At 59.9% G+C, this 26,004-nt stretch carries 17 protein-coding genes, 2 tRNA genes, 3 rRNA genes and 2 pseudogenes; 14 read left to right on the top strand and 10 right to left on the bottom strand.

Features of this window, described 5'->3' with window-relative positions; all coding sequences use genetic code 11:
• Positions 1–45: 45 nt before the first annotated feature.
• Entirely contained in the window at positions 46–426 is a 381-nt protein-coding gene (locus tag PRJ_RS18315) for an antibiotic biosynthesis monooxygenase (RefSeq protein WP_010953211.1), read from the top strand.
• On the opposite strand, the gene PRJ_RS18310 is transcribed toward PRJ_RS18315, so the two are convergent.
• Entirely contained in the window at positions 405–1,175 is a 771-nt protein-coding gene (locus PRJ_RS18310; protein WP_104962163.1) for a S9 family peptidase, read from the bottom strand. The genes PRJ_RS18315 and PRJ_RS18310 overlap by 22 nt on opposite strands.
• Positions 1,159–2,277 carry a DUF3182 family protein gene (locus PRJ_RS18305; RefSeq protein ID WP_104962162.1) on the bottom strand — a complete coding sequence of 373 codons (1,119 nt, stop codon included), beginning with the start codon at positions 2,275–2,277 and terminating at the stop codon, positions 1,159–1,161. Before PRJ_RS18305 ends, PRJ_RS18310 begins: the two co-directional genes overlap by 17 nt.
• Before the next feature lie 220 nt (positions 2,278–2,497).
• Here PRJ_RS18305 and PRJ_RS18300 point away from each other — a divergent pair, with 220 nt between their 5' ends.
• Positions 2,498–4,306 (top strand): aminopeptidase P family protein, encoded by a 1,809-nt coding sequence (locus PRJ_RS18300; protein ID WP_104962161.1) that lies wholly within the window; start codon positions 2,498–2,500, stop codon positions 4,304–4,306.
• A 39-nt stretch (positions 4,307–4,345) separates the two neighbouring features.
• Here the strand turns inward: PRJ_RS18300 and PRJ_RS18295 are convergent, their stop codons facing one another.
• The gene (locus tag PRJ_RS18295; RefSeq protein WP_014591706.1) at positions 4,346–4,627 is read right to left on the bottom strand and encodes a hypothetical protein; all 282 of its coding nucleotides are present in this window, start codon (positions 4,625–4,627) and stop codon (positions 4,346–4,348) included.
• 198 nt (positions 4,628–4,825) lie between these two features.
• Positions 4,826–5,713 carry a threonine/homoserine exporter RhtA gene (gene rhtA, locus PRJ_RS18290; RefSeq protein ID WP_010953215.1) on the bottom strand — a complete coding sequence of 296 codons (888 nt, stop codon included), beginning with the start codon at positions 5,711–5,713 and terminating at the stop codon, positions 4,826–4,828.
• 474 nt (positions 5,714–6,187) lie between these two features.
• Between rhtA and PRJ_RS18285 the strand changes: the two genes are divergently transcribed.
• The 6 genes from PRJ_RS18285 to PRJ_RS18260 all read left to right on the top strand — a co-directional run bounded on the left by PRJ_RS18285 (position 6,188) and on the right by PRJ_RS18260 (position 13,539).
• A 16S ribosomal RNA gene (locus tag PRJ_RS18285) occupies positions 6,188–7,724 on the top strand.
• A gap of 85 nt (positions 7,725–7,809) precedes the next feature.
• A tRNA-Ile gene (locus tag PRJ_RS18280) sits at positions 7,810–7,886 on the top strand.
• 24 nt (positions 7,887–7,910) lie between these two features.
• Positions 7,911–7,986, top strand: a tRNA-Ala gene (locus PRJ_RS18275).
• 243 nt (positions 7,987–8,229) lie between these two features.
• Positions 8,230–11,122 (top strand): 23S ribosomal RNA (locus tag PRJ_RS18270).
• Positions 11,123–11,253: 131 nt separating this feature from the next.
• Positions 11,254–11,369, top strand: a 5S ribosomal RNA gene (rrf, locus tag PRJ_RS18265).
• The 16S, 23S and 5S rRNA genes sit together here with 2 tRNA genes alongside, the layout of an rRNA operon.
• A 361-nt stretch (positions 11,370–11,730) precedes the next feature.
• Positions 11,731–13,539, top strand: coding sequence for an ABC transporter ATP-binding protein/permease (locus PRJ_RS18260; protein WP_064491543.1), 1,809 nt, complete (start codon positions 11,731–11,733; stop codon positions 13,537–13,539).
• 91 nt (positions 13,540–13,630) lie between these two features.
• Here PRJ_RS18260 and PRJ_RS18255 read toward each other — a convergent pair whose 3' ends face one another.
• Positions 13,631–14,830, bottom strand: a complete 1,200-nt coding sequence (locus tag PRJ_RS18255) for an MFS transporter (protein ID WP_104962160.1) — start codon at positions 14,828–14,830, stop codon at positions 13,631–13,633.
• A gap of 430 nt (positions 14,831–15,260) precedes the next feature.
• On the opposite strand from PRJ_RS18255, the gene PRJ_RS18250 reads away from it, so the two are divergent.
• Together PRJ_RS18250 and PRJ_RS18245 are read left to right on the top strand one after the other, a co-directional pair.
• A complete protein-coding gene (locus PRJ_RS18250) occupies positions 15,261–17,495 on the top strand; it encodes a TonB-dependent siderophore receptor (RefSeq protein WP_104962159.1) in 2,235 nt (744 codons plus the stop codon).
• 126 nt (positions 17,496–17,621) lie between these two features.
• Complete coding sequence (locus PRJ_RS18245) at positions 17,622–18,161, top strand: histidine phosphatase family protein (RefSeq protein WP_104962158.1); 540 nt, start codon at positions 17,622–17,624, stop codon at positions 18,159–18,161.
• 3 nt (positions 18,162–18,164) lie between these two features.
• On the opposite strand, the gene PRJ_RS18240 is transcribed toward PRJ_RS18245, so the two are convergent.
• Together PRJ_RS18240 and PRJ_RS18235 are read right to left on the bottom strand one after the other, a co-directional pair.
• Positions 18,165–18,950, bottom strand: coding sequence for a sulfite exporter TauE/SafE family protein (locus PRJ_RS18240; RefSeq protein WP_104962157.1), 786 nt, complete (start codon positions 18,948–18,950; stop codon positions 18,165–18,167).
• A gap of 124 nt (positions 18,951–19,074) precedes the next feature.
• The gene (locus tag PRJ_RS18235; protein WP_010953221.1) at positions 19,075–19,668 is read right to left on the bottom strand and encodes a helix-turn-helix domain-containing protein; all 594 of its coding nucleotides are present in this window, start codon (positions 19,666–19,668) and stop codon (positions 19,075–19,077) included.
• A 115-nt stretch (positions 19,669–19,783) separates the two neighbouring features.
• Here PRJ_RS18235 and PRJ_RS18230 point away from each other — a divergent pair, with 115 nt between their 5' ends.
• From PRJ_RS18230 to PRJ_RS18220, 3 genes are all read left to right on the top strand, one after another.
• Positions 19,784–20,920, top strand: a complete 1,137-nt coding sequence (locus PRJ_RS18230) for an FAD-binding oxidoreductase (protein WP_104962156.1) — start codon at positions 19,784–19,786, stop codon at positions 20,918–20,920.
• A gap of 12 nt (positions 20,921–20,932) precedes the next feature.
• Positions 20,933–21,310, top strand: coding sequence for a RidA family protein (locus tag PRJ_RS18225; protein ID WP_010953223.1), 378 nt, complete (start codon positions 20,933–20,935; stop codon positions 21,308–21,310).
• Between the two features lie 112 nt (positions 21,311–21,422).
• Positions 21,423–22,487, top strand: a complete 1,065-nt coding sequence (locus tag PRJ_RS18220) for a hypothetical protein (protein ID WP_104962155.1) — start codon at positions 21,423–21,425, stop codon at positions 22,485–22,487.
• Positions 22,488–22,540: 53 nt separating this feature from the next.
• On the opposite strand, the pseudogene mcpA (PRJ_RS30730) reads toward PRJ_RS18220, so the two are convergent.
• The 3 genes and pseudogenes from mcpA (PRJ_RS30730) to PRJ_RS18210 form a co-directional block, all read right to left on the bottom strand.
• A pseudogene (gene mcpA, locus PRJ_RS30730) lies at positions 22,541–23,137 on the bottom strand (methyl-accepting chemotaxis protein McpA); the annotation flags it as partial.
• 258 nt (positions 23,138–23,395) lie between these two features.
• Positions 23,396–24,427 (bottom strand): annotated as a pseudogene (gene mcpA, locus PRJ_RS30725) (methyl-accepting chemotaxis protein McpA); the annotation flags it as partial.
• 142 nt (positions 24,428–24,569) lie between these two features.
• Positions 24,570–25,448: a LysR family transcriptional regulator gene (locus PRJ_RS18210; RefSeq protein WP_104962153.1), complete on the bottom strand. Its 879-nt coding sequence runs from the start codon at positions 25,446–25,448 to the stop codon at positions 24,570–24,572.
• A 102-nt stretch (positions 25,449–25,550) separates the two neighbouring features.
• On the opposite strand from PRJ_RS18210, the gene PRJ_RS18205 reads away from it, so the two are divergent.
• Positions 25,551–25,979 (top strand): PACE efflux transporter, encoded by a 429-nt coding sequence (locus PRJ_RS18205; RefSeq protein WP_014591695.1) that lies wholly within the window; start codon positions 25,551–25,553, stop codon positions 25,977–25,979.
• The last annotated feature ends 25 nt before the right edge of the window (positions 25,980–26,004 follow it).

The raw sequence follows: 26,004 nt of genomic DNA, 5'->3' as shown, positions 1-26,004 counted from the left end.
CTGCTCGGCATCGCGCTGCATGCGTACGTAGCCAGGAGACTGTCGATGTTGGCAACACCTCATGCCTTGTGGTTCACCCAGATGATCGAATACGAAGTACCCAGTATGTACCAGCAAGCATTGGCTCAGGCCCTGGTGGAGCGTAGTGAAGCATTGGCTGCGCGTTGCGAAGGGCTGCAGGGTGTGAGCATCCAGGCCAGCGACGATGGCTGCCGGGTGTTGCAGTACCTGCAATGGCAGTCACGCCAGGCCTGGGCTGCGGCGGCCGTGCACTTCGTCGAGGAATCGTTTCTTGACCTGCTGGGCCAGCATCAGGCACGCGGTGTCAACTTCGCCGCCTACCAGGCCCTGCGCAGCCTGGTGCGCGGGGACGATGGCGTGCTGCATTGCCAGATGGGCGGTCCTCAGGCATACCAAGGTGCGTAGTGCGGGTAGCGATCCAGGCGGGCACCGATGACCATTTCGCTGATCCATGCCGCCAGGAGCGAGCTGTACGCTTTCTGGCTCTGTTCGCTGGACAGCGCGTGGTCGGCGCCGTCGACGATGCGATGGGTGAGCGAGTGGGCGTTGACGAACGCCGAGCGGTAATTCATCAAGGTACTGTGCGGCACGTAGTCATCCTGCTCGGACTCCACCAGCAACACATCCCCGCCGAATTCTGCGCACGCGGCCAGCGCGCGGTTGTCGGCCGGGCCCAAGGGACGCTGGCGATAGGCATTCAGGCGTTGACGGTCAAGGGTTTGCTTCGGGCTGCCCCATTCGTCATCCCAGTACATGGCAGGTACCCGCAGGGCCAGCCATCTGACCGGCCGTTCGCGGGTCAGCAGAGTCGCCAGGTAACCGCCATAGCTGCTGCCGATAACGGCGATGGCGCTGCTGTCGACCGCCGGGTGGCTGACCAGTCGATCGTAAGCCACCAGCAAGTCCTGCAGGTTTTGTTCACGGGTGACCGTGAGGCGCTGGCTTTCAGTTTTTTCGTGACCGCGCAGGTCAAAGGTCATGCACACGCATCCCAGTCCGGTGATATGCCGGGCGCGGGCCAGGTCACGTTGCTGGCTGCCGCCCCAGCCGTGTACGAAGAGAATGCCCGGCATTTTGGTGCCCGGGCTGACCAAAGTGCCGGCGATGCGGTCATTCTCGACCTGCAGTTCAACGGTTTCACTCTGAATGGCCATGGTCGCGAATCCGCGCAAATTTGCTGAGTTGTCCGAGTTCACTGTCGTTTCCTTGGTAAAAGAGGGTGGCGTCAGCGGGCAGGTCGGGGTTGCCGAATACTTCGTGGGTGGAAGCACGCACCCGTTGCAATGCGGGGTCATCGGCAAACGCCTGCAGGGCCAACAGTTCGGCACTGCTGGCACCACCCAGGCGCCAGGATTGTTCGAGCACCCCGCTGCACAGATGGCCCGAAGGGCTGATGCCGCGGGCGATGTCATAGTTGCGACGTGAGGCGACAAAGCCCGGGAAGTGCTGCTCGGCGGCTTGTTCGTAAACCATGGCCTGGTTGATGGCAAGGCGCAGGTGGTCGTCCAGTGGGAGCTGTAGCAACGCCTGATAGTCGCCGCGTACCACCACCAGGTCAGAACCGCCGTAGACCTCGGTACCCTGATGGTCACGTGTCAGTTGCTGGGTGCCGTGGTAGCTGCAGGTCAAGCCGGCGACGCGCACCTGGCCGACGCTGAAGGTTTGCACCTCGCTCAGGTCTTCTTCGAGCACCAGGCCCCACTGCGCCAACGTGTGGTCATCCATATCGGCCAGCAGAGGCTCCAGGGCATCTGCAGTGGTGATGACCTGTTGCCCGCGTCCCGCACAAGCCAGTACCGGTTTGACCCTCAGCGGGCCGTCGAGCAGCAGCAACTGTGCGGCAGTGCGAGCGTCGCCTTTGCTGAACACGGTGTAGCCGCGCAGCAGGGCATCGCTGGCCTGTCGGGCGAAGTCGTCGGTCCAGCCTGGCGGGAAGCTGGCTCCGGCGGGTAACGGGTGAGAGATCGCCTTGGTCGCCATGTAGGGGTACGGCACCATGCCGCCAAACAGGTCCTGTTCGCTGCAAATACCCAAGGCGGCATATCGTCTGGGGTCGATCAGGGTCTCGGTTGGCAGATAATAGTAGGCATCGGCTGCATCTGGCGGCCGCATGGGCTGTATAAGTGGGCAGCCCAGCAAACGTGCCAGGCCTTCGGCAAGCTTGAGATGAACGCCGTGCTCGTGTTCGGGCGTGTGGTCGCGGGTGTCAAGCAACACCACGCCGGCTTTCGGTTCGATGGCACTGGGCATGGTCATTTGCCTGTGTGCAATGAATGTACTGTGTGTGAAGCCGGTGTCCTGGGGAAGTTCAGGGAAACTTGATCGGTGGTCCTGGTCCTGTTGTAGGAAGTGTCCTATTGGCACAGGGCGTCGTGGGCAAGGCATGCCGTATCTTGGTCGTCGCGATTGCAGCGCCCTGGCGGCTGTTCCATTATCGGCCTATTGGATCAACCGTTATGAAGCCGCAGGAGAGCGCATGAACGTCCAGACCACCCTTGAGCAAAGCGTGCCGCAGCGACTGGTGCACGTGCGCCAAGCCATGGCGGCAGGGGGCATCGATGCCTTGCTGGTCCCCTCGGCCGACCCCCACCTTTCCGAATACCTGCCCGGTTACTGGCAGGGGCGCCAGTGGCTTTCGGGGTTCCATGGCTCGGTTGGTACGCTGGTGGTCACCCCCGGCTTTGCCGGGCTGTGGGTCGACAGCCGCTACTGGGAGCAGGCAGCTCAGGAGCTGAAGGGCAGCGGCATCGAACTGATGAAACTGTTGCCGGGCAAACCCGGGGCGTTGGAATGGTTGGGCGAAAATGTCGAGCCCAACGGTCGTGTGGCAGTGGATGGTGCGGTCATGGCCCTGGCTTCGGCGCGCCAGCTGGCTGAGCGGCTGAAGGCGCGTGGAGCGCAGCTGGTGACAGACATGGACCTGCTGGGTCAGGTCTGGGACGGGCGCCCGGCGCTGCCCGGTAACCCGGTGTACCAGCACCTGCCGCCCCACGCCACGGTGAGCCGGGCGGAAAAGCTCGCGCAATTGCGCCAGGGCATCCAGGCCAAGGGTGCCGACTGGCATTTCATCGCTACCCTGGATGACATTGCCTGGCTGTTCAACCTGCGCGGCAGCGATGTCTCCTACAATCCGGTTTTCCTGGCCTTTGCCCTGATCAATCAGCAGCAGGCCATCCTGTTCGTGGGCCAGGACAAGGTGGACGAGCACCTGCGTCATGTGCTGGAGGTCGACGGCATCGAGGTGCGCGACTACAGCGAAGCAGGCAAGGCGCTAGGCACCGTTCCTGCGGGGGCGCGGTTGCTGGTGGACCCGGCCCGGGTCACCTGCGGCCTGCTGGACAACCTGGCGGCAGAGGTGATTCTTGTCGAGGGGCTAAACCCCACCACGCTGAGCAAGTCCTGCAAGGGTGACGACGACCTGGTGCATATTCGCCAGGTCATGGAGCAGGACGGCGCAGCCTTGTGCGAGTTTTTCGCCTGGTTCGAGGCGAACCTCGGCCGGGAGGTCATTACCGAGCTGACGGTTGACGAGCAATTGAGTGCCGCGCGAGCTCGACGGCCGAATTTCGTGTCACTGAGTTTTTCTACCATTGCCGCCTTCAATGGCAATGGCGCGATGCCACACTACCGGGCCACCGAGCAGTCGCATGCGCTCATCGAGGGTAATGGCTTGCTGCTGATCGACTCGGGCGGTCAGTACCTGGGCGGCACTACCGACATCACCCGCATGGTGCCGGTCGGTAACCCCAGCCAGGCTCAGAAGCAGGACTGCACCCGTGTACTCAAGGGCATGATTGCCTTGTCGCGTGCCACGTTCCCGCGAGGGGTACTGTCGCCGTTGCTCGACGCCATTGCCCGGGCGCCGATCTGGGCTGACCAGGTCGACTATGGCCATGGTACCGGCCACGGCGTGGGCTACTTCATGAACGTGCATGAGGGACCTCAAGTGATCGCCTACCAGGCGGCACCTGCACCGCAGACGGCGATGCAAGTGGGCATGATCAGCTCGATCGAGCCGGGTACGTACCGCCCGGGGCTGTGGGGCGTTCGCATCGAGAACCTGGTGGTCAACCGAGAAGCGGGGAAGAGTGCCTTTGGTGACTTCCTGCAGTTCGAAACCTTGACGCTGTGCCCTATCGACACCCGCTGTCTGTTGCCCGAGTTGCTGACCAAGGAGGAGGTGGAGTGGCTGAACGGCTACCACGCCTGCGTACATGAGCGCCTGGCGCCCTTGCTCCAAGGGGATGCGCTAGCCTGGCTGGAGATGCGTACTGCACCGCTGTAACGCAGCGGAAAAAGGGCAGTTTGCGAACTGCCCTTTTCTCTATTTACAGATGATGATCATGCTCCGGCTGGTGTAACCCGCCGGGTTGATGCCGAACAAATAGTCACCGGCCTCTTCATCGCTATCGCCCGAGCGCGCAATGACCCGGTAGCCGCGCGTGCTGCAGGCGCTTGCGGCCTTGCTGTAGCAATTGTCCCACGAGGAAGAAAGACCGGAGCAATTGATATGCAGGCCCTTCTTGCCCCTTTTCACCTCGGTCTTGGCTGTGGCGGCACATCCAGCAATGGCCAAGATGGCCAGGATGAGAAAAATTCGTTTCATTCCTGTCCTTAATTGCAGGGCAAATCAGTTGTCACGACCCTGTCGTTGTCGTTGTCGCTTCGGTTCTTCCTGAACCTTCCCCCAGCGTCCGTGTTCGGCCCAGTAGATAGCGTAAAGATGATGATTCTGTGACAGCTTAATCAGCGAGACAGGCTGCTACAATCATTAATCCTTTCTCAAATGAAAATATTTCTCATATCAGTCTGCTGCGATGGCCGGGCTGGGCGCCTTGCGCATGGACAGGGTGGTGCCGACCGAAGCGGTAATGATTGCCAGAATCGCCAGCCATTGAGTGAGCGTCAGCACCTCGCCGAGGAAAAGCAGGCCGGACAATGCGCCAAATGCCGGTTCGATGCTCATCAGGGTGCCGAACGTGCGCGCCGGAATCCGCGTAAGGGCAACCATTTCCAGGCTGTATGGCAGGGCGGTGGACAGTATTGCAACGGCAAACGCCATGGGGATCACGGCAGGTGTGAGCAGAGCGCTACCGGCGTGGGCGATACCGATGGGGGCGACGAACAGGGCCGCGACCACCACCCCCAGGGCCGCGCTCTGGATGCCGTGCTCGGCCCCTGCACGTTGCCCGAACAGGATGTACAGCGCCCAGCACACACCCGCCCCCAGCGCATAGGCGGCGCCCACTGGGTCGAGTGCCTGGCCGCTGTGACCTGCCGGCAGCAACAGCAGCAGGCCTGCGATGGCCAGGGCAATCCACAGGAAATCGATCGCTCGGCGCGAGGAGAAGATCGCCACGGCCAACGGGCCGGTGAATTCCAGGGCGACGGCGATACCGATTGGTACCGTTTGCAGGGCCATATAGAAGAGGAAGTTCATGCCGCCCAGTGCCATGCCGTAGATGACCACATTGCGCAACGTGTTGGCGGTCATGCGTACCCGCCACGGGCGCAATATAAGGAGCATGATGATGCTGGCGAAGATCAGGCGCAGGGTGGTAGTGCCTTGTGCGCCGACGATCGGGAACATGCTTTTGGCCAGGGAGGCGCCGGACTGAATCGATGCCATGGCGATAAGCAGTAGGCCGATCGGGAAGAGAGTGGCGGCCAGGCTGCGGGGTTGGGTGTTCATTTAAATGCGGCAATCCTTGGGCGGGGGAGATGGTGAGCAATATAGTGCGCAATTGGTGGGGGAGGTGGTAGCCCTCAAGCGGCTTTGCCAGAAATATTTCAAATCATTGAAATTAAAGGTTGACCTTCTCGATGGCCTCCCTATAATGCGCACCACTCCAACGCGGTAGCGAAGCAAAGCTAGCCACTGTGTTGAGTCAAGTGTTTGAAGCTAAACGAGTTTCTCGCAAAAAACTTCAAAATAAACGCTTGACAGGTTCTGAGGAAAGCGTAGAATGCGCGCCTCGGTTGAGACGAAAAGCTCTTAACCAAACGCTCTTTAACAAATCGAATCAAGCAATTCGTGTGGGTGCTTGTGAGTATGGACTGATAGTCAAAAAGATTATCAGCATCACAAGTGACCATGCGAGAAATCACATAGTCATTTGAGATTGCTGAGCCAAGTTTAGGGTTTCTTAAAAACCCAAGCAGTATTGAACTGAAGAGTTTGATCATGGCTCAGATTGAACGCTGGCGGCAGGCCTAACACATGCAAGTCGAGCGGATGACGGGAGCTTGCTCCTTGATTCAGCGGCGGACGGGTGAGTAATGCCTAGGAATCTGCCTGGTAGTGGGGGACAACGTTTCGAAAGGAACGCTAATACCGCATACGTCCTACGGGAGAAAGCAGGGGACCTTCGGGCCTTGCGCTATCAGATGAGCCTAGGTCGGATTAGCTAGTTGGTGGGGTAATGGCTCACCAAGGCGACGATCCGTAACTGGTCTGAGAGGATGATCAGTCACACTGGAACTGAGACACGGTCCAGACTCCTACGGGAGGCAGCAGTGGGGAATATTGGACAATGGGCGAAAGCCTGATCCAGCCATGCCGCGTGTGTGAAGAAGGTCTTCGGATTGTAAAGCACTTTAAGTTGGGAGGAAGGGCAGTAAGTTAATACCTTGCTGTTTTGACGTTACCGACAGAATAAGCACCGGCTAACTCTGTGCCAGCAGCCGCGGTAATACAGAGGGTGCAAGCGTTAATCGGAATTACTGGGCGTAAAGCGCGCGTAGGTGGTTTGTTAAGTTGGATGTGAAAGCCCCGGGCTCAACCTGGGAACTGCATCCAAAACTGGCAAGCTAGAGTACGGTAGAGGGTGGTGGAATTTCCTGTGTAGCGGTGAAATGCGTAGATATAGGAAGGAACACCAGTGGCGAAGGCGACCACCTGGACTGATACTGACACTGAGGTGCGAAAGCGTGGGGAGCAAACAGGATTAGATACCCTGGTAGTCCACGCCGTAAACGATGTCAACTAGCCGTTGGAATCCTTGAGATTTTAGTGGCGCAGCTAACGCATTAAGTTGACCGCCTGGGGAGTACGGCCGCAAGGTTAAAACTCAAATGAATTGACGGGGGCCCGCACAAGCGGTGGAGCATGTGGTTTAATTCGAAGCAACGCGAAGAACCTTACCAGGCCTTGACATGCAGAGAACTTTCCAGAGATGGATTGGTGCCTTCGGGAACTCTGACACAGGTGCTGCATGGCTGTCGTCAGCTCGTGTCGTGAGATGTTGGGTTAAGTCCCGTAACGAGCGCAACCCTTGTCCTTAGTTACCAGCACGTTATGGTGGGCACTCTAAGGAGACTGCCGGTGACAAACCGGAGGAAGGTGGGGATGACGTCAAGTCATCATGGCCCTTACGGCCTGGGCTACACACGTGCTACAATGGTCGGTACAGAGGGTTGCCAAGCCGCGAGGTGGAGCTAATCTCACAAAACCGATCGTAGTCCGGATCGCAGTCTGCAACTCGACTGCGTGAAGTCGGAATCGCTAGTAATCGCGAATCAGAATGTCGCGGTGAATACGTTCCCGGGCCTTGTACACACCGCCCGTCACACCATGGGAGTGGGTTGCACCAGAAGTAGCTAGTCTAACCTTCGGGAGGACGGTTACCACGGTGTGATTCATGACTGGGGTGAAGTCGTAACAAGGTAGCCGTAGGGGAACCTGCGGCTGGATCACCTCCTTAATCGACGACATCAGCCTGCTGATGAGCTCCCACACGAATTGCTTGATTCATTGTAAAAGACGATGCTGTAACGCGACCCTGTTATAGGTCTGTAGCTCAGTTGGTTAGAGCGCACCCCTGATAAGGGTGAGGTCGGCAGTTCAAATCTGCCCAGACCTACCATTACATGGTTCAGCCGTAGAATACGGGGCCATAGCTCAGCTGGGAGAGCGCCTGCCTTGCACGCAGGAGGTCAGCGGTTCGATCCCGCTTGGCTCCACCACTTTCGCCGTACGCAGTTACTTGTCAGAACTTAGAAATGAACATTCAGCTCGAATGTTGATTTCTGGCTTTTGTCAGATCGTTCTTTAAAAATTCGGATATGTGATAGATATAGACTGAACACCAGTTTCACTGCTGGTGGATCAGGCTAAGGTAAAATTTGTGAGTTCTGCTCGAAAGAGCAACGTACGAATTTTCGGCGAATGTCGTCTTCACAGTATAACCAGATTGCTTGGGGTTATATGGTCAAGTGAAGAAGCGCATACGGTGGATGCCTTGGCAGTCAGAGGCGATGAAAGACGTGGTAGCCTGCGATAAGCTTTGGGGAGTCGGCAAACAGACTGTGATCCAGAGATCTCTGAATGGGGGAACCCAGCCAGCATAAGCTGGTTATCTTGTACTGAATACATAGGTGCAAGAGGCGAACCAGGGGAACTGAAACATCTAAGTACCCTGAGGAAAAGAAATCAACCGAGATTCCCTTAGTAGTGGCGAGCGAACGGGGACCAGCCCTTAAGTTGATTTGAGATTAGTGGAACGCTCTGGAAAGCGCGGCCATAGTGGGTGATAGCCCCGTACACGAAAATCTCTTGTCAATGAAATCGAGTAGGACGGAGCACGAGAAACTTTGTCTGAATATGGGGGGACCATCCTCCAAGGCTAAATACTACTGACTGACCGATAGTGAACCAGTACCGTGAGGGAAAGGCGAAAAGAACCCCGGAGAGGGGAGTGAAATAGAACCTGAAACCGTATGCGTACAAGCAGTGGGAGCCTACTTTGTTAGGTGACTGCGTACCTTTTGTATAATGGGTCAGCGACTTATATTCAGTGGCGAGCTTAACCGAATAGGGGAGGCGTAGCGAAAGCGAGTCTTAATAGGGCGTTTAGTCGCTGGGTATAGACCCGAAACCGGGCGATCTATCCATGGGCAGGTTGAAGGTTAGGTAACACTGACTGGAGGACCGAACCGACTACCGTTGAAAAGTTAGCGGATGACCTGTGGATCGGAGTGAAAGGCTAATCAAGCTCGGAGATAGCTGGTTCTCCTCGAAAGCTATTTAGGTAGCGCCTCATGTATCACTGTAGGGGGTAGAGCACTGTTTCGGCTAGGGGGTCATCCCGACTTACCAAACCGATGCAAACTCCGAATACCTACAAGTGCCGAGCATGGGAGACACACGGCGGGTGCTAACGTCCGTCGTGAAAAGGGAAACAACCCAGACCGTCAGCTAAGGTCCCAAAGTCATGGTTAAGTGGGAAACGATGTGGGAAGGCTTAGACAGCTAGGAGGTTGGCTTAGAAGCAGCCACCCTTTAAAGAAAGCGTAATAGCTCACTAGTCGAGTCGGCCTGCGCGGAAGATGTAACGGGGCTCAAACCATGCACCGAAGCTACGGGTATCATCTTACGATGATGCGGTAGAGGAGCGTTCTGTAAGCCTGTGAAGGTGAGTTGAGAAGCTTGCTGGAGGTATCAGAAGTGCGAATGCTGACATGAGTAACGACAATGCGAGTGAAAAACTCGCACGCCGAAAGACCAAGGTTTCCTGCGCAACGTTAATCGACGCAGGGTTAGTCGGTCCCTAAGGCGAGGCTGAAAAGCGTAGTCGATGGAAAACAGGTTAATATTCCTGTACTTCCAGTTATTGCGATGGAGGGACGGAGAAGGTTAGGCCAGCCTGGCGTTGGTTGTCCAGGTTTAAGGTGGTAGGCTGAAATCTTAGGCAAATCCGGGATTTCAAGGCCGAGAGCTGATGACGAGTTGCCTTTAGGCGACGAAGTGGTTGATACCATGCTTCCAAGAAAAGCTCCTAAGCTTCAGATAACTGGGAACCGTACCCCAAACCGACACAGGTGGTTAGGTAGAGAATACCAAGGCGCTTGAGAGAACTCGGGTGAAGGAACTAGGCAAAATGGCACCGTAACTTCGGGAGAAGGTGCGCCGGCGAGGGTGAAGGACTTGCTCCGTAAGCCCATGCCGGTCGAAGATACCAGGCCGCTGCGACTGTTTATTAAAAACACAGCACTCTGCAAACACGAAAGTGGACGTATAGGGTGTGACGCCTGCCCGGTGCCGGAAGGTTAATTGATGGGGTTAGCGCAAGCGAAGCTCTTGATCGAAGCCCCGGTAAACGGCGGCCGTAACTATAACGGTCCTAAGGTAGCGAAATTCCTTGTCGGGTAAGTTCCGACCTGCACGAATGGCGTAACGATGGCGGCGCTGTCTCCACCCGAGACTCAGTGAAATTGAAATCGCTGTGAAGATGCAGTGTATCCGCGGCTAGACGGAAAGACCCCGTGAACCTTTACTATAGCTTTGCACTGGACTTTGAATTTGCTTGTGTAGGATAGGTGGGAGGCTTTGAAGTGGGGACGCCAGTTCTCATGGAGCCATCCTTGAAATACCACCCTGGCAACTTTGAGGTTCTAACTCAGGTCCGTCATCCGGATCGAGGACAGTGTATGGTGGGTAGTTTGACTGGGGCGGTCTCCTCCCAAAGAGTAACGGAGGAGTACGAAGGTGCGCTCAGACCGGTCGGAAATCGGTCGTAGAGTATAAAGGCAAAAGCGCGCTTGACTGCGAGACAAACACGTCGAGCAGGTACGAAAGTAGGTCTTAGTGATCCGGTGGTTCTGTATGGAAGGGCCATCGCTCAACGGATAAAAGGTACTCCGGGGATAACAGGCTGATACCGCCCAAGAGTTCATATCGACGGCGGTGTTTGGCACCTCGATGTCGGCTCATCACATCCTGGGGCTGAAGCCGGTCCCAAGGGTATGGCTGTTCGCCATTTAAAGTGGTACGCGAGCTGGGTTTAGAACGTCGTGAGACAGTTCGGTCCCTATCTGCCGTGGACGTTTGAGATTTGAGAGGGGCTGCTCCTAGTACGAGAGGACCGGAGTGGACGAACCTCTGGTGTTCCGGTTGTCACGCCAGTGGCATTGCCGGGTAGCTATGTTCGGAAGAGATAACCGCTGAAAGCATCTAAGCGGGAAACTTGCCTCAAGATGAGATCTCACTGGGATCTTGAATCCCCTAAAGGGCCGTCGAAGACTACGACGTTGATAGGTTGGGTGTGTAAGCGCTGTGAGGCGTTGAGCTAACCAATACTAATTGCCCGTGAGGCTTGACCATATAACACCCAAGCAATTTGCTGACGCAGATTGCGGTGGTGAAGACGAAAGACCCGAAAATTCGTAAGACCACAAATATCGCATATCCGGATTCGCTGGGCTGTCCATCTGGACATTCTGGCAACAGAATTTCTTGACGACCATAGAGCATTGGAACCACCTGATCCCATCCCGAACTCAGTAGTGAAACGATGCATCGCCGATGGTAGTGTGGGGTTTCCCCATGTGAGAGTAGGTCATCGTCAAGATTCATTTCGCAAAACCCCTATCTGCGCATGCAGGTAGGGGTTTTGTCTTTGTGGGCAAAAAACTGGACCTGCTCGAGAGCGGAGATGGCACCGGCTTCGCCGGTGTTCGCGGGTAAACCCGCTCCTACAGCGGCCTGTGTCCACCCCCCGATGTGTGTCTACCACCAATCTGTGTAGGAGCGGGTTTACCCGCGAATACGGTGGCCGCGGCAACGGTGAACGGCGGGTGGAAATTGGCCCGCAGGCGCGGCCCATTCGCGGGTAAACCCGCTCCTACAAATCATGAAATGTGCGTCATTTATACCTGACGAATGACAGCGTAATGCTACGCTCGCGGAAATACTCAGCACGGATACTTACCATGGAAATGAACTGGCATCAGGCCCTGCAAGAGAGCCTAAGCTGGCTGGCAATCGCCTCGTTCATCACCCTTGTCAGCTTCACTGCAGCCGCAACTCTGGCCGTGCGTTTTACACGCTGGGGCAGCCAGTTCTGGCAGCTTGCCGGGCCCTATTTCAGTTTCAGGCGCAGTTGGCGGCCGTTGCTGGTGTTTGCCCTGCTGCTGGTCCTGACGCTGTTTTCGGTTCGCCTGAACGTGCTGTTTTCGTTTTGGTACAACGGCTTCTACAGCGCCTTGCAGGGCCTTGACCAGGCGGCGTTCTGGTACCTGCTCGGCGTCTTCGCGGTACTGGCCACCATCCATGTGCTGCGCTCGCTGTTCACCTTCTATGTCAGCCAGGCATTCAGTATCAAGTGGCGGGTCTGGCTGACCGAGCGCCTGACCCACGACTGGATGCAGGGCGATGCCTATTACCGTGGCCAGTTCCTTGCCGAGCCAGTGGACAACCCTGACCAGCGTATCGAACTCGACGTTAACGCTTTCGTCACCAACTCAGTCAGCCTTGCCTTGGGCGCAGTCAGTGCGCTGGTTTCACTGGTGGCGTTCACCGGCATCCTCTGGGGGCTGTCAGCACCGTTGACGGTGGCCGGCGTGGAGATCCCTCGGGCGATGGTATTTGCCGTTTACCTGTATGTCATCGTCGCCACCTGGGTCGCCTTCCGCCTCGGGCGCCCACTGATCCGGCTTAACTTCCTCAACGAGAAACTCACCGCCAACTTCCGTTACGCGTTGATGCGCCTGCGTGAGAACGCCGAGAACATTGCCTTCTACCAAGGTGCGCAAGTCGAGCGGGGCACGTTGCTCGGCCGTTTTGCTGCCTTGATCGTGAATGTCTGGGCATTGGTGTACCGGAACCTGAAGTTCAGTGGCTTCAACTTGGGTGTCAGTCAGGTTGCTGTTGTGTTTCCGTTCATTCTTCAGGCGCCGCGCTTCTTCAGTGGGGCGATCAAGCTGGGCGACGTTATGCAAACTTCCCAGGCCTTTGGGCAGGTGCAGGATTCTCTGTCGTTCTTCCGTGAGTCGTACGATGCGTTCGCGCAGTACCGCGCGACCCTTGACCGTCTCACCGGCTTTCTCGATGCCAACCAGCAGGCAAGTGCGTTGCCGCGCGTCACCACCGAAGACCAGGCGCATGCGCTGCAGATCGCGGGATTGCAGGTGCTGCGCCCGGACGGACATGCCCTTATCGCCGACCTGGACCTGAGCCTGCATGCCGGCCAGGCGTTGTTGATCAAAGGGCCATCGGGCAGTGGTAAAACCACGCTGCTGCGTGCCCTGGCGGGCCTTTGGCCGTATGCCGAAGGCAAGGTCAGGCGGCCAACGGGCCATCAGGCACTGTTCCTGTCGCAACGGCCGTACCTGCCGCTGGGTGACTTGCGTACCGTCATTGCCTACCCGGCAGCCAGCAACCCCAAGGATGAACTGCTCATGCAGCAGGCATTGCGCCAGGTCAACCTGGCCCACCTCGCCGAGCGTCTGGACGTAAGCTGTGACTGGTCACACATCCTCTCGGTGGGCGAGCAGCAACGCCTGGCGTTCGCCCGGGTGCTGTTCAACCGGCCACAGGTGGTGTTCCTCGACGAGTCCACCTCGGCGATGGATGAAGGGCTCGAGCATGCCCTGTATGCGTTGTTGCGTTCGGAGATGCCGAGTGCATTGCTGGTCAGTGTCGGCCACCGCAGCACACTGGCAGCGTTCCATACTCACCGGCTTGAGGTGGATGGACATGGCGGTTGGTCGTTGCTGGAGCAGGAGGCTGCGCTGGCCTAGTTCGGCTTGAGGGGGAGATCGCCATCCAGCATCTCGATGGAACTGTTCAACCTGCGTACGCCGCAGCCGTGAACCGCCAGGCTAGCCAGGTTCAGCGCAGCAGCGTCAGTCCTGCAAGGGTGGTGACGGCAAAACCCGCACCCACCAGGAAGGTGGCCTGGAACCCTGCACGCTCCCACAGCAATCCGGCTACCACGCTGGCTATCAGCAGCGCCGCACCGGTCAGCAGGTTGAACAGGCCGAAGGCGGTACCGCGCAAGTTGGCGGGGGCGCTGTCGGCGATCATGGCAGAGAAAATGCCCTGGCTGAAGCCCAGGTGCAGGCCCCAGGCCGTTACCCCAAAGGCAAGCCCGACCCATCCTGGCAACAGGGCCAGCAGCAGGTCGGCAGTGATCAGCAGGCCTAGCCCGGCCATCAGCACGCCACGGCGCCCCACTCGGTCCGACAACACGCCGGCAGGGTAGGCCGACAGTGAGTAGGCCATCGCCATCAATACCAGTACCGCCGGCGCCCATAGCGGTGTCAGGCCTATGTTCTGAGCCCGCAGCAGCAAGAACGCCTCGCTGAAACGGGCGAGGGTGAACAACGTGGCCAGACCGATCAGGCGCCAATAGACCGGCCCGAGGCGCCGCAGCTCGTGCAGTGCCAACGGTGAGCGCACCGGATGCCCCATCGCTGGGGCCGCAGGTTCGTGAACGAAGGCAATTAGGATATACACCGCCACGAACGCCGGGATAATAGCTACCCAGAACACGGTCTGGAAATGGCTCGCTGTCAACCACATCAATACGATCGCCAGCAATGGCCCGAGGATAGCGCCTATGGTATCGAGCGCCTGACGCAGGCCGAACGCCGCGCCGCGCAGCTCGACCGGCGTAACATCGGCCACCAGCGCATCGCGTGGTGCCCCCCGAATACCTTTGCCGACGCGGTCGACGAAGCGTGCCGCAGTCAGCCACTCAAGTCCGGGAGCCATGGGAAATACCGGCTTCATCAGCGCACTGAGGCCGTAGCCGAGGACTGTCAGCAGCTTGCGTTTACCCAGTCGGTCGCTGAGAGCACCAGAGAACACCTTGGTGAACGATGCGGTCGACTCGGCGATTCCTTCGATAAGCCCCACCGCTATCACCGAAGCGCCGAGCACACTGACCATGTACAGGGGCAGTAGGGCGTGGATCATCTCCGAGGAAATGTCCATCAACATCGACACGAAGCCCAGCGCCCAGATACTGCGGGGCATCTTCGGCGGGCTTTTGGCAGTGTTCGCGCAGCTGTTGTCATCGCCACGCATCTGGTCTCTCCGCAGCGTTGTACGTCGAAACTGTAGATGCCTGCACACAGGATGCAAACTGGATAGGTGGATAGCAGCAACAGCCTGTGGAGATGACGAAACTTTCCATAAATGCAGGGGTGGTTATTCCGTCAGAGAGTGTCTTCGCCCGTTTCGCGGGTAAACCCGCTCCTACACGCGACCGCGAAGGCTTATCAAATTTAGGGGGCAGTCCGGCGTGGCTCACAAGCTTCGCTGTGCCAAAGATCACGGTTCAGCAAAGTTCAGTTACAAACATGTAAACTTCGTAAATAAGATTTACTCGCATTTACGATTCTCTATATTTACCACCCCTGTTGGCCGCCAAACTGAGTGTGGGGCCGGTGGGCGAGGGCTCCCGGTTTCCGACAGGGATGTGCCTTTTCGCTCATGAATCGCAGGAGATGTACCCATGCAGTGCAGAACTTCACCCAACAGCCTGGCCCTGGCGTTCGTTGCGCTGGCATCGCCGTCCATGCTGGCGACCGCAGCAGAGTCCGAGGAGCGGCGTGCGGGTGAGGTACTGGAAGTGCCCGTCGCCGACAACGCTCTGGTGATCCAGGACACCCTGATCACCGCCGAGCGCGAGGCGCGACAGGCCCTGGGCACGTCGATCATCACGGCCGAAGACATCAAGCGCCACCCGCCAGCCAATGACCTGTCCGACATCATCCGCCGCGAGCCTGGGGTTAACCTGACCGGCAACAGTGCCAGTGGGGCACGCGGAAACAACCGGCAGATCGACCTGCGCGGCATGGGCCCGGAAAACACCTTGATCCTCATCGACGGCAAGCCATCCAGCGCGCGCAACGCCGTACGCTATGGCTGGAACGGTGACCGTGATACTCGGGGTGAAACCAACTGGGTGCCGGCCGAAGCGGTCGAGCGCATCGAGATCTTGCGTGGCCCGGCCGCCGCACGCTATGGCTCCGGCGCCATGGGCGGGGTGGTCAACATCATCACCAAGCGCCCTTCCGACGAGCTGAAAGGCAGCGTCAGCCTGTACACGCAGCTGCCGGAAGACAGCGCAGAGGGCGCCAGCCGCCGAGCCAACTTCAACCTCGGTGGCGGCCTGACCGATAACCTGGGTTTCCGCCTGTACGGCGGCCTGGCCAAGACTGACGCCGACGATCTGGACATCAACGCCGGGCATGCCACCAGCGCCCTGGTAGCGGGGCGGGAAGGCGTTCGCAACAAGGACATCAACGGCCTGCTGAGCTGGAAACTGAACGACGAGCACCGCCTCGAAGCCAGTGCCGGCTACAGCCGTCAGGGCAACATTTTTGCCGGCGACACCATGAACAGCAACGGCGGCGGAGATGTCGACTTCGTCTCCAGCCTCTACGGCCACGAAACCAACGTGATGCAGCGCAGTACTTATGACCTGACCCACCTCGGTGATTTCACCTGGGGTACCAGCAAGACCACGCTGGCCTACGAATACGTACGCAACTGGCGGCTTAACGAGGGCTTGGCTGGCCGCACCGAAGGTGCCCCAAGCAACGAAGGTGGGGCCATGTCACGTTTGCGCAACACACGCCTGAGCAGTGAGGTGAACCTGCCGTTCGCCATGGGCAGCACAGAACATGTGCTTACCTTGGGCGGCGAGTACCTGTACGAAACCCTAAACGACCAAGGTTCGTTGCGCCCGCAAAGCTCCGACCCCACCAACAATGACGGCCTTGTCGGCTTCGATCGCAGCAGCTCGAAGATGACCGCACGCAGCTATGCGCTGTTTGTCGAAGACAACATCATCGTTGGCGACACCACCCTTACGCCGGGCCTGCGTTTCGACCACCACGAAACCTTCGGTGACAACTTCAGCCCCAGCCTGAACCTGTCGCACAAGCTCACCGAAGCGCTGTCGGTAAAAGGCGGCATCGCCCGTGCCTACAAGGTTCCGAACCTGTACCAGTCCAACCCCAACTACCTGCTGTACAGCCGCGGTAATGGCTGCAGCGTGCAACAGACCAACAATGGTGGCTGTTACCTGCAGGGCAACGCCGACCTCAAGCCCGAGATCAGCGTCAACAAGGAAATCGGCCTGCTGTACGACCGTGGTACCTGGCGCACCAGTGCCACCTACTTCCGCAACGACTACAAGAACAAGATCATCGGTGATACCGATGTGCTTTACACCATAGGTACCGGCAGCCGCGTGACGCAGTGGGACAACGCTGGCAAGGCGCGGGTGGAAGGTGTCGAAGGCAACTTCTTCATCGAGTTGGCCCCGACCCTGGACTGGAACACCAACCTGACCTGGATGCTCGATAACGATAATCGCGAAACGGGCGAGCCGCTGTCGGTGATCCCGGAATACACCGTCAACACCAGCCTCGACTGGCGCGCCACCGAGCAACTGTCATTCCAGCTGGCGGGTACATACTTCGGCAAGCAGAAATCGCCGACCTACGATTACCGCACCCAGCAGGACTACGACAAGACCGCCCAGCAGGACGTCGAGGCCTATGGCCTGGTGGACGTGAGTGCCGGGTACAAGTTCAATGCCAACTACGACGTGCGGGTAGGCGTGAACAACGTCTTCGACAAGCAGATCCTGCGCGGCGGTAACGCCAGCAGCTCGGGGGCAAACACGTATAACCAGCCGGGCAGGGCGGTGTTTGCTGCGCTGAATATCAACTTCTGATCCCAAGGGCCGCCCTGCGGCCCAATCGCGGTTCAATCGGGTCGCGCATGGCCGACGACATTGTTGCAGCCAAACGTCTCGCAGCGTGCTAAACCATGCACCCCAGCCCGCTGCGAGAAATGCCTGGTGAAAGCCATCCGCCTGACCCTGATCTGCCATGCCCTGACCCAGGCCCAGAAGAACGGGCGCCTGCACCATACGGATGACGGCATCCTGCCGCTAGCCCGTCAGTCAGACGCCGACCGTTCAGGCGTGCAACTGCTGAGTGCGCCAGAGCGGCGGGCTTGCGAGACGGCAGCGTGGTTAACGGGGGCAGTACAGATCGAGCCAGGTTTGGCCGACTGCGACCTTGGGCGCTGGCAAGGTGTGTCGTTGAAGCAGCTACAAGCCGAGCAACCGCAGGCGTTGGCCGAATGGCTGCAGGATCCGGCCAGTGCCGTGCATGGTGGCGAGTCGTTCGCTGCGCTATGCCAGCGCCTGGCCGCCTGGCTGGCGGCCTTCGACAAGCCGGGTGACTGGCTGGCGGTGACCCACCCGATGGTCATACGCGCCATGCTGGTACAGGTGCTTGGGTGCCCGATGAGTGCCGGGCAGCGAATCGACGTGCTGCCGCTGTCACGTCTGCAACTGAGCTTTACCGGGCAGTGGCGGTTGCGCCTGGGCTAAGGCTCAGAACGCCAGCTTGTAACCGATCATCAGCAGCATGGCTGCCAGGCAAGGGCGCAGCACGCGGTCGGAGATCCGCCCGGTGAGGTGGCTACCCAGGTAGATGCCTGGCAGCGAGCCCAGCAGCAGGTAGCCCAGCAGCGACCAATCCATGTTGCCCATGCCCGCGTGGCCCAGGCCCGCTACCAAGGTCAGTGGCACGGCGTGGGCAATTTCGGTACCGACCAGGCGACGGGTGACCAGGAACGGGTACAGCAGGAACAGCGCCACCGTACCCAGGGCGCCAGCACCGATGGAGGTGAGGGTGACCATTATTCCAAGCACCACGCCGGTCAGCACTGTGAGGATGTTCAGGCTGCGGTCGCTGAGGTGGTAGTGATCACCGGCATGGCGGCTGGCGAAGGCCTGCAGGCGCGATTTGAACAGGATGGCCAGGGCGGTCAGGATCAGCACCACCGCCAGGCCTTGCTTGATGATGGCGTTGAGCGCCGAGGTATCGGTGTGCAGGGTGCTGAGGAACCACAGGGTCAGCGCCGCTGCGGGCACGCTGCCCAGGCTGAGCAGGCCGGTGATCTTCCAGTCGATGTTCTTGTTGCGCGCATGCACCCAGACGCCACTGGCCTTGGTGATCGCTGCATACAGCAGGTCGGTGCCGACAGCGGTCGCCGGGTGGATGCCAAACCACAAAAGGATCGGGGTCATCAGCGAGCCGCCACCGACGCCGGTCATACCGACGATGAAGCCCACGACCAGGCCAGCAATGGTGAAACCGAAAGAACCTACATCCATACGCTACTCGACTGCCCAACTTTGCCCGTTATCGGATGCCAGTCAGCATATAGATTTTTTTATAGCCAAATAGACTTGTTCGTTATTAGGTTATAACCAGCCTTTCCTTGGCAGGCGCAGCGGATCAACGATCGGTCATCACCACCATGACATGGGCATCACCACCGTCATCGCTTTCTGACAGGTAGATGTGCCCCACCTGGCTGTCGAAATACGCAGTCTCCTGCGGCCCGATGCTGACCGCTTCTCCGGTCTCGAACTCGATGCGCACGCGCCCGCTCAGCACCAGCGCGAACTCTTGCCCGGGGTGGCGGATAAAATCGTCGAACTGGCCGCGTTCCCGGGCAATGATGCGGGCATAGGCCGGTGTCATGCGTCGTGCGGGGAAATCCCCGGCAATCGGATAATAGTCGTAGGTGCCGGTCGAATAACCCGCCGCTGCGGGCAGTGAGTCGACCACCACGGTCACCGGCACCGGGGCGCTGACCGTGCCGCTGGCGCGGAACAGCTGGGCAATATCGACATTCAGAGCCCGCGCAGCAGCGGCCAGTTTTTCATAGCTGACCGACACCTGTGCCAGTTCCATCTTCGACAACGTGGACAGCGGCACGCCACTGGCTTCGGACAGTTGCTTGAGGGTCATCTGGCGCGCCTTGCGCACCTGGCGCAGGCGCTGGCCGACGACGGCACGGTCAAGCTGGGGTAGAGCTGCGGGCATTCAGGGATCTCGGCATGCGGCGGTGGTCGGGCATCTTACCTTGGACCCTTGCGCATTTCTAAATTCTCATATATTAGAATTCTCATAAATGATAATTTGCCTGGCAGGAGCGTGCATGACCCCGACCTACGACACCCTGATCATCGGTGCTGGCATCGCCGGCGCCTCGCTGGGCTACCGCCTGGCCGGCCAGCAGCGTGTGCTGCTGGTCGAGCGTGAATCGCAGCCTGGCTACCATTCCACCGGGCGTTCGGCGGCCATGTTCATGGAGGCTTACGGCACCCCACAGATCCAGGCACTGACCCGCGCCAGCCGGGCCTTCTACGAAGCGCCACCGCAGGGCTTCTGCGAGCACCCGCTGCTGGAGCCGCGAGGCTGTCTGTATGTGGCCAGCCTGGAGCAGCGGGAACTGCTTGAGCAAACTTACGCGCAGAACCTGGCCAATGGCACAGAAGTCAGCCTGTTGGACCGGGACGCGGCCTTGGCACTGATACCCAGCCTGCGTGGCGAAACCCTGGCCGGCGCGGTGCTTGAGCCAGGTGCGATGGACCTTGACGTACATGCCTTGCACCAAGGCTTCTTGCGTGGATATCGCACTGCCGGCGGTGAACTGCGCTGCAACGCCGAGCTGATCCAGGCCTGGTACCTGGACGACGTGTGGCAGGTGGAGTTGGCTGATGGCAGCCGCCTGCAGGCCCGATGTCTGGTCAATGCTGCAGGTGCCTGGGCGGACCGTGTGGCCGAGCAGTGCGGGGTGGCGGGCATCGGTTTGCAACCGTGCCGTCGTAGCGCCTTCACCTTCCCAGGTCCGGCAGAGCAGGACTTTACTCGCTGGCCTGCGGTGATTGGCGTCGATGAAAGCTTCTACTTCAAGCCTGATGCCGGCCAACTGTTGGGGTCGCCAGCCAATGCCGACCCGGTTGAGCCACAGGATGCCGCGCCCGAGGAGTTCGACGTGGCCTTGGGTATTTACAACATTGAAGCCATGACCACCCTGGCGATCCGCCGCCCGAGCCACACCTGGGCCGGGTTGCGTTCGTTCGTTGCCGACGGCGACCTGGTGATCGGTTTCGATGCGCATGCCCCCGCGTTTTTCTGGCTGGCGGCCCAGGGGGGCTATGGCATCCAGTCGGCAGCGGGCGCCTCGCGCCTGGCCGCCGACCTGCTACTGGGCCAGCCGTTGTGTGCCAGCCTTGTCAGCCAGGGCGTGGCGCCCGAGCGCCTGTCCCCGGCCCGTTTCCAGCAACCCTGAAAGGAGCATCCCATGAGCAATGACATTCAGCGTTTCCCCAGCAGCTTGCCGTTCCCGTTTTCCCGCGCGGTAAAGGCCGGTGGCTTTCTGTTCCTCTCCGGGCAGGTGCCGATGAGCGCCGGCGGCGAAGTGGTGCGCGGTGATATCCAGACCCAGACCCGTGCTGCCTGCGAGCGTATCGCCGAAAGCCTGGCGGCCTGTGGCGCGCGTTTCGACCAGGTGGTGAAGGTCACGGTCTGGCTGTCGGACATGCGCCATTTCGCCGGCTTCAACGAGGTGTACAAGGCGTTCTTCGGCGCGGCGCTACCGGTGCGTTCCACCGTGGCTTCGGCGTTGGCCCTGGGCGTGGATGTGGAGATCGAAGTGCAGGCGTTCGTCGGCGACGCCTGACCGGGCAAAGAGCCCGTGTAGAGGCGGCCTTGTGTCGCGATGGGCTGCAAGGCCGCCCCTACGACCGGTATGCGACGGCGATGACAAAACAACAATAAATCCAGAGGTTCACATGCAAGAGCAGCTGAAGATCGCCGGCGCATTTGTCGGCGTGATCGTGGGGGCGGGGTTCGCTTCAGGGCGGGAACTGTTGTTGTTCTTTGTCGATTTCGGCGTGTGGGGGTTGGCTGGCGCGTTGGTCAGCGCCGCCTTGTTCACCTTCCTCGGCATGGCGCTGGCGGGGCTGGGCAATCGCCAACAGGCCACCTCGCACAAGGATGTGATCCTGGCCATCTGCGGCCGTCACCTGGGCATGTTCGTCGACTGGTTGATCACCTTTTTCATGTTCGCCGTCACCGTGGTCATGCTGGCCGGCGGTGGTGCATTGCTGGAGCAGCAGTTCGGCATCCCGGCCCTGACCGGCAGCGTGCTGGTGACGCTGGTGGTGGTCGGTATCGTGTGCCTGGACGTGCGCAAGATGATGCTTGCAATTGGCGCCATCACACCCTTGCTGATCCTGGTGGCTTCGGCGATAGCGCTGTATGCCGTGATCACCCGCGAGCAGAGCTTTGCTGCGCTCGATCAGGTGGCCAGCCAGCAACAGGCCGGCACCCGCCATTGGCTGCTGGGGGCGTTCTTGTATGTGTCGTATAACATCGTCGCGGGTGCGCCGATCCTGGCTATTCTGGGCGGTTCGGCCAAGGGTGAGAAAGCCGCGGTGTGGGGAGGCCTGCTCGGTGGCGCGGCGCTAGGCGGCCTGATGCTGGTGATGAGTGCCGGGCTGCTGTCGCGCCTGGACAGTGTGGCCGACCAGCCGATGCCGATGCTGTCGATTGCCAACGAAGTGTCACCACTGCTGGGGCTGGTGATGTGCCTGATCATCTTCGGCATGATCGTCAACACCGCGGTGGGCACGCTGTTTTCCTTCCTCTCGCGGCTGTTGCCGGCGGGCACGACGAAGTTCCGCTGGGGCTCGGTGGTGACCGGGGTGGTGGCGCTCGGCTGTAGCCTGGTGGGGTTCATCAGCCTGGTGGGTGAGGTGTACCCGTTCTTCGGTTACCTGGGCTTTGTGCTGATGACGGCGGTATTGCTGGCCTGGCTACGGCGGGGCAGGGCTGCGAAGGCGGTGGCTGCATAAGGGGCTGGTACAGGCGACAACAGGCATAGGCCGTTGCCGCCTGAACCCGGCGTTTAAATCCGGAAGCTGCCCACCAACTGCTTCAAACGCCCAGCCTGCTGGGCCAGCTGGTCGCAATGACGCAGTGTCTCGTTGAGGTTCTCCACCCCCTGCTGGTTCAGGGCGTTGATCTGGGTGATGTCCAGGTTGAGGCTCTCGACCACGGCGGTCTGTTCTTCGGTCGCTGTCGCCACCGACTGGTTCATGCCATCGATTTCGCCAATGCGCTGGGTCACGCTGGCCAGGCGTTCGCCGGCCTGGTTGGCCACCTGCACGGTCTGCTCGCTGGAAACCTGGCTGGTGTTCATGGTGTGCACCGCTTCGCGCGAGCCCACCTGCAGGCTGGTGATCATGCGGTGGATTTCTTCCGCCGACTCCTGGGTACGGTGCGCCAGGTTGCGCACCTCGTCGGCCACCACGGCAAAGCCACGGCCGGCTTCACCGGCACGGGCCGCTTCGATGGCGGCGTTCAGTGCCAGCAGGTTGGTCTGCTGAGAAATGCCCTTGATCACGTCGAGGATCTTGCCGATTTCGTCGGTGCTGGCGTTGAGCGTTTCGATCTGCGCGCACGACTCGCTGATCCGTTGCGACAGGGCAGTCATGGCGCTGATGGCTTCTTCAACCACTTCACGGCCACCGTGCGCCTGTTCGCTGGCACCGCTGGCATGTTGTGAAGCATCCGCGGCGTTGCGGGCGATTTCCTGGGTGGCGGCGCCCAGTTCGTTGATGGCCGCAGCGACGCTGTTGGTGCGCATGCTCTGTTCTTCAGACCCGATGATCGACGCATTGGACGCGCTGACCACTTTCTCCGAAAGGTCATGCACCAGGCGGGTGGCCGAGGACACTTCGCTGATCGAGGCATGGATACGCTCGACAAAGCGGTTGAACGAGGTAGCCAGTTCGCCGAACTCGTCCTTGTTCTGCACGGCCAGGCGGCGGGTAAGGTCACCTTCACCCTCGGCGATGTCGCGCATGGCGCGGCCCATGGTGGTCAGCGGGCTCATCAGCACCGGAATCAGCAGGCCGAGCAGGCCGGCGATGGCGGCCACGGCAATCAGCATGGCAATGATCGCCGAGGTGCGGAACTGGCTGAGCGCGGCATAGGCCTTGTCCCTGTCGATCGACAGCCCGATGTACCACTGCGCCGAAGGCAGGCCGGCCACCGGGGCGAACGAGATGATGCGATCCTGGCCGTTGAGGGTGACATCCTGCATGCCGGCGGCAACCCGCAGGTTGCTGCCTGGGTAGATGTCCTTGAGGTTCTTCATCACCTGGTCTTTATTGGGGCTGACGATCACCTGGCCATTGGCGTCGGCCAGGAAGGCGTGACCGATGCCGCCGAAGTCGACCGAGTTGATGATCTCGACGAGGGTGTCGAGGGTAACGTCACCGCCGACCACACCGATCAGTTCGCCATTGCGCTTGCTCTTCACCGGCGTGGCGATGGTCACCATCAGGCCACCGACTGCCCCCTGGTACGGGGCGGTCAGCACGGTCTGCCCGGCGTTGGCGGCGGCGCCATACCAAGGGCGCTGGCGCGGGTCGTAACCGGCGGGCATCTGGGCATCCGGGCGCTGGGTAAATTCGCCGTTGGCCTGGCCCAGGTAGGTGAACAGGAAATTACGCGTGTAGGACGGCTGCTCGATCAGCCCTGCCAAGGTGTCGCCGGCGCCTTGCTGGCCGATGTCCTGGGCCAGGTTCTCCAGCACCAGAATGCGCCCGCTCATCCAGTTCTGCACACTGCTGGCGGTCAGTGCACCGGACTGCTGCACCGAGGCTTCGATATTCTGGCGGATGGTATTGCGTTGCAGGTAGTCGTTGTAGAGCGTGAACAGGGCAAATGCCAATACCACGACGCCGCAGGCGCTGAGCAGGATCTTGTGGCGAAATTTCAGGTTCATGTTTCGAGACCTTGAGCCAATGAGGGGAGGGCGCAGCGCGCTCATGACGCGATGCGGGGCCTATCGACCGAGATATCGGCTTGAGGGGTAAAAGATTGAAGTGCTTAGGGAAAATTCTTACAGACGTTTCGACGGACGGCAGTCACGGGTCAGCCAGCTGCTCGATCAGCAGGCGTGCAGCCTGCTGCAGCGGCTGTTGTTTGCGCCACAGGATATGCACGGGCAGTTGCAATTCGTTGCGTGTATTGCGGAATTCCAGGCGCACCAGACGCCCGCTGGCCAGCAGCGGGGCGACCCGCGACAACGGCAGATCGCCCCAGCCCAAGCCAGCTTCAACCATTTGCAAAGCCAGATCGAAACTGTCGGTGGACCAGTGTGTTGCACCGATCAGTGGGCGAGGGTCCGCCAGTGGCAGGTCGCGGCTGCGCACCAGAATCTGACGCACCTGGGTCAGATCCTCGAGGTCGTGGATACGCCCCTCACGCAAGGCCGGGTGGGCCGGCGACAGGGTGGCTACCAGAGTCTCCATGCCGATGTGCTGGAAGCCGCGGCGGGCATCGACCTGCAGGCCGGCAAAGGCTACGCAGAGGTCGGCACGGCCGCTGTCCAGCAAGTGCAGGGCTTCTTCCTGCGGGGCGCTGAGCAGGGCAATGTCCAGCAACGGGTGGCGCTTACCTAGGTTGGCGATGGCCGCCAGCAGCGGGCGGTGATCGATGTCGGGTACCACTGCCAGGGTCAGGCTGCTCTCCAGCCCTTGGGACAGCTCCAGGGCATGAACCTGCAGCAGCCCCAGTTGTTCGGCAATCAGCCTGGCGTGTGGCTCCAGGGCCAAGGCCTGTGCGGTTGGGCGAACTTCACGCGGGCCACGTTCGAACAGGCTGTAGCCAAGTTCTGCTTCAAGGTTGCCAATGGCCATGCTCACGGCTGAAGGCACCCGCTTGAGGGCGCGCGCTGCGGCAGAAAACGAACCGTGGTCGAGCACGGCCAGAAACAGCTGGATGTTGTCGCTGGAAAAGTTCATGGCAGCCTCCTGTCAGTTGATCTGACAGCTGCTGACTTTTGCTGTCAAGTGCGTTGAAGCATGATCGCCCCCATCGCTTTTTGTCTTTGGAGGTAACCCCGGGTGCAGGGATTGAAACGCAAGTTGGTCTACGTGACTTTCTATGAACTGATCGGGCTGTGCATGTCGACCCTCGGGCTGGCCTACCTGTCAGATACGCAGGCGTCGCATACCGGGCCGCTGGCGGTGATGATCACCACCATCGCCATGCTCTGGAACCTGATCTACAACACCCTGTTCGAGTACTGGGAGAGCCGCCAGGCCAAGCGTGGGCGCAGCGTGGCGCGGCGGGTGGTGCATGCCATCGGCTTCCAGTTGACCCTGGTGGTGTACTTGATTCCGCTGATTGCCTGGTGGCTGGACATGACATTGCTGGAGGCGCTGCTGGTGGATATGGCGTTCATCATCCTGGTGCCGTGCTACACCTTTGCCTACAACTGGGCGTTTGATCGTGTGTTTGGCCTGCCACGTTCTGCCCTGGCCACAGCTTGATACAGCCTTGCGCTGCGAAAACGCC

Origin of the sequence: Pseudomonas sp. XWY-1, from assembly GCF_002953115.1 — a bacterium.
Lineage (GTDB): Bacteria > Pseudomonadota > Gammaproteobacteria > Pseudomonadales > Pseudomonadaceae > Aquipseudomonas > Aquipseudomonas alloputida.
This window is presented reverse-complemented; position numbering and strand designations above follow the sequence as displayed.

Coding starts and splice junctions, on each gene's coding strand:
- PRJ_RS18315 (WP_010953211.1), top strand. CDS start 46: ATGTTGGCAACACCTCATGCCTTGTGGTTCACCCAGATGATCGAATAC.
- PRJ_RS18310 (WP_104962163.1), bottom strand. CDS start 1,175: ATGGCCATTCAGAGTGAAACCGTTGAACTGCAGGTCGAGAATGACCGC.
- PRJ_RS18305 (WP_104962162.1), bottom strand. CDS start 2,277: ATGACCATGCCCAGTGCCATCGAACCGAAAGCCGGCGTGGTGTTGCTT.
- PRJ_RS18300 (WP_104962161.1), top strand. CDS start 2,498: ATGAACGTCCAGACCACCCTTGAGCAAAGCGTGCCGCAGCGACTGGTG.
- PRJ_RS18295 (WP_014591706.1), bottom strand. CDS start 4,627: ATGAAACGAATTTTTCTCATCCTGGCCATCTTGGCCATTGCTGGATGT.
- rhtA (WP_010953215.1), bottom strand. CDS start 5,713: ATGAACACCCAACCCCGCAGCCTGGCCGCCACTCTCTTCCCGATCGGC.
- PRJ_RS18260 (WP_064491543.1), top strand. CDS start 11,731: ATGGAAATGAACTGGCATCAGGCCCTGCAAGAGAGCCTAAGCTGGCTG.
- PRJ_RS18255 (WP_104962160.1), bottom strand. CDS start 14,830: ATGCGTGGCGATGACAACAGCTGCGCGAACACTGCCAAAAGCCCGCCG.
- PRJ_RS18250 (WP_104962159.1), top strand. CDS start 15,261: ATGCAGTGCAGAACTTCACCCAACAGCCTGGCCCTGGCGTTCGTTGCG.
- PRJ_RS18240 (WP_104962157.1), bottom strand. CDS start 18,950: ATGGATGTAGGTTCTTTCGGTTTCACCATTGCTGGCCTGGTCGTGGGC.
- PRJ_RS18235 (WP_010953221.1), bottom strand. CDS start 19,668: ATGCCCGCAGCTCTACCCCAGCTTGACCGTGCCGTCGTCGGCCAGCGC.
- PRJ_RS18230 (WP_104962156.1), top strand. CDS start 19,784: ATGACCCCGACCTACGACACCCTGATCATCGGTGCTGGCATCGCCGGC.
- PRJ_RS18225 (WP_010953223.1), top strand. CDS start 20,933: ATGAGCAATGACATTCAGCGTTTCCCCAGCAGCTTGCCGTTCCCGTTT.
- PRJ_RS18220 (WP_104962155.1), top strand. CDS start 21,423: ATGCAAGAGCAGCTGAAGATCGCCGGCGCATTTGTCGGCGTGATCGTG.
- PRJ_RS18210 (WP_104962153.1), bottom strand. CDS start 25,448: ATGAACTTTTCCAGCGACAACATCCAGCTGTTTCTGGCCGTGCTCGAC.